The sequence below is a fragment of the Arthrobacter sp. Cr_A7 genome (assembly GCF_029222765.1).
In the GTDB taxonomy this organism is placed as follows: domain Bacteria; phylum Actinomycetota; class Actinomycetes; order Actinomycetales; family Micrococcaceae; genus Arthrobacter.
In genome coordinates, this window is record NZ_JARHXQ010000021.1 from 1 (window position 1) to 2,380 (window position 2,380).

3 protein-coding genes are annotated in these 2,380 nt (G+C 60.9%); all 3 read left to right on the forward strand.

Features of this window, described 5'->3' with window-relative positions; all coding sequences use genetic code 11:
• Positions 1 to 307 (forward strand): hypothetical protein (locus tag P2Q66_RS01105; RefSeq protein WP_275724909.1); only part of this gene is annotated, 307 nt, incomplete at its 5' end.
• A gap of 27 nt (positions 308 to 334) precedes the next feature.
• The gene (locus P2Q66_RS01110; RefSeq protein WP_275724910.1) at positions 335 to 1,096 is read left to right on the forward strand and encodes a hypothetical protein; all 762 of its coding nucleotides are present in this window, start codon (positions 335 to 337) and stop codon (positions 1,094 to 1,096) included.
• Position 1,097: 1 nt separating this feature from the next.
• Positions 1,098 to 2,306 (forward strand): hypothetical protein, encoded by a 1,209-nt coding sequence (locus tag P2Q66_RS01115; RefSeq protein ID WP_275724912.1) that lies wholly within the window; start codon positions 1,098 to 1,100, stop codon positions 2,304 to 2,306.
• Positions 2,307 to 2,380 lie beyond the last annotated feature (74 nt).

The window sequence follows — 2,380 nt, forward strand, 5'->3', positions numbered from 1 at the left end:
ACAACACATCAAGCACCGCTCACTGAAAGGTCTCACCATGAACTACTTCTCCGCACTTGCAACCGGCGTCATCCCCAACCCCACGCCGACGATCCCGGCAGAGGCAGACGGGCTGCTCCTGGTCTTGAACTGGGCCTCCGGTATCGGCCTGGTCCTCGGCGTTCTCGGCGTCATCATCGTCGGCATCGGCATGGTCATCCAGCTCCAGCGCGGCGAAGGCGCACAAGCCATCGGCAAGCTCGGCTGGGTTCTCCTGGGCTGCATCATCATCACCGGTGCCGCCGGCATCGTCCGCGCCTTCGTCTAAGCCAGCACCAAGAACGGGAGGTTCACCATGAGCCAGTCAACAGAGAGCACCACCGAAAGCAATCCGTTCACCAAGCCCGGGTTCATCATCGCGGCCGCGCTGGTGGTCGCGCTGATCGCAGCAACCATAGTGATCGTCCTGCTCCCCAAAGGACAGGGCAATGCACAGCCGGGCCCTGAGTCGGGGGAGTTCGCAGGGTCGGGGGCAGAGAGCCCCAGCGCTTCGGCTGGGGCTGGTGCGAGTGTCTGCGGGCTCCCGGCGTCTTCGGAGACCGCTTTGGGTGCTGCGCCCGAAACGAAGTGGGAGCTCGTCGGAAAGATGGCAACACCCACAGAACCAGAGACCTACGGCCCTGGAAATACGGATGTAGACGGATTCCGATCATGTTTCTCCCAATCACCAACAGGCGCGTTGTATGCGGCAGCCAACGTCATCGCCTTGGCGTCGTCTGGGGACCGGGCTCAAAACCTAAAAGTGGCGGAAAACCTTTTGATACCTGGCCCAGGGCGGGACGTGGCATTAGCTGAAGCGAAATCCAAGCCAGCAACAGCTGCACCCAGCGCCACAACCGTTCAGTTTCGAGGCTTCATAATCAAGAGCTATTCCTCATCAGCTGCAAACGTCGACCTGGCCTTTCAGACTGACAAGGGCCTTTTGGGCCACGTAGTTGTTCCTCTGCAGTGGAAAGACGGCGACTGGAAAACAGCCATTGCTGATTCTGGCGACATGATCAATGAGATTAGCCAGATCAGGGATCTCAGCGGGTTTATCCCCTGGTCTGGCGCCTGACATGGACGAGCGAGAATGCACGCCAATGGATGTCGAGTGCCATGCGGGGAACTGGGCGTCAGGTCTTGCCGACGATGCCATCGGCAATCTTGCCAAGGGCATCATGGAGGGCATGAGTCAGATGGTGACGACTCTGTCTACCTTTTGGGTGTCGATGCCTACGGTGAACCTGGCCAGTGAAGACGGCAGCACACCAAGCCCGGTTGTCTCTGCGGTCAGTAGTGAATTGATGCCGTGGACGCTGAGTTTGGCGGTTCTCGCTGTCATCCTCGGTGGCATCCGGATGATCTGGGAGCAGCGTGGTGCGCCGCTGAAAGACCTGCTCCGTTCGCTGCTCACGCTGACTTTAGTGTCCGGCCTTGGTCTGGGTGTTATCTCGATTCTGGTGATTGCGGCTGACGCTTTCTCGGTTGCCATCATCGAGCGTTCCACGGACGGCAAGGGATTCGCAGAGTCCATGAGCATCTTCCTTACGCCCCTGCAAACCGATGTCGGCGTGTTTATTCTCATCATCCTGGGCCTCGTCGGGCTGATTGCTTCACTGGCCCAGATCGTGCTGATGGTGGTGCGCAGCGGCATGCTGGTGATCCTGGCCGGCATCCTGCCCACGACGGCCGCGTTCACGAATACCGAGATGGGCAGGCAGTGGTTTCAGAAAGCGGTTGGCTGGACGATTGCGTTCATTCTCTACAAGCCGGCTGCCGCCATTGTTTACTCGGTTGCGTTCCTTCTGATGGGAAACGCCACGGGCCAGGACGGTCTGGTGGGCTCGATCACGGGCTTCACGTTGATGATCGTTGCATTGTTCGCTTTGCCGGCGTTGATGCGGTTCGTAACGCCGATGGTTGGTGCCGTGGCTTCGGGGAGCGGGGCAGCGGGCGGGGCAGCGGTTGGTGCCCTAGCCACGGGTGCCGTCTCCCTGGGCCGTGGTGGCAGTGGAAGAGGCAGCGCCACGCCAACACCTCCGACCACGAATAACACGCAAAGCACTCACCCCGGGACCTCACCTAAGGGCAGTGATGGAACGCCTGGTCCTCGGGGCGGGGGAGGTCAGCCCACTCCGGGTGTTACGGGTCCGGGCGGGGCCGCAGCTGCTGGCCCGGCTGGCATGGCTCTAGCCGTGGGGGCACAGGTGGCGTCCAAGACGTCGCAGGCAATCGAGAAGACCGCGCAGGATTCAACCGGGGAGGGCCCCAGTGGCAGCAATTAACACCGAATATAAGGAACCGTCCTACGGCAACTGGCGGGTGCCGAAGTCAGCGGGCGTGGCGAATTTCAGCGCCA